Here is a 418-nt window from a genome sequence, read left to right on the forward strand (position 1 = left end):
AACGGGAGATACGGAGTGTGTCGGTTCAGTAATAACATTGGGATCAAGTGGAGGAAGTACTTATTCATGGTCTGGTCCAAGTGGTTTTGTAAGTACGCTTCAAAATCCAAGCATAAGCAATGCCCAAACAACGAATGGCGGAATTTATACCGTAACAGTAACAAGTAGTGCGGGTTGTAGTGCAACAGCAACAGCGAGTGTAGTAGTAAATATTATTCCAGCGGCACCAACAAGTGTGGGCGGCAATCGTTGTGGTACAGGTAGTGTAACAATGACCGCAAGTGGCTGTTCAGGAGGCACGATCTCATGGTACAGTTCATTAACAGGCGGTACAGCTTTAGTCACAGGAACAAACTACACTACCCCAAGCATTTCGACCACGACGACCTATTATTTAGAATGTAGCTTAAATGGCTGT

At 45.0% G+C, this 418-nt stretch carries 1 protein-coding gene; it reads left to right on the top strand.

Annotated features, from left to right (window positions below; translation table 11 throughout):
- The coding region (locus tag ABR854_RS25850) for an immunoglobulin domain-containing protein (protein ID WP_502881245.1) at positions 1-418 on the top strand (418 nt) is incomplete at both ends.

Origin of the sequence: Emticicia sp. W12TSBA100-4 (genome assembly GCF_040253585.1) — a bacterium.
Lineage (GTDB): Bacteria > Bacteroidota > Bacteroidia > Cytophagales > Spirosomataceae > Emticicia.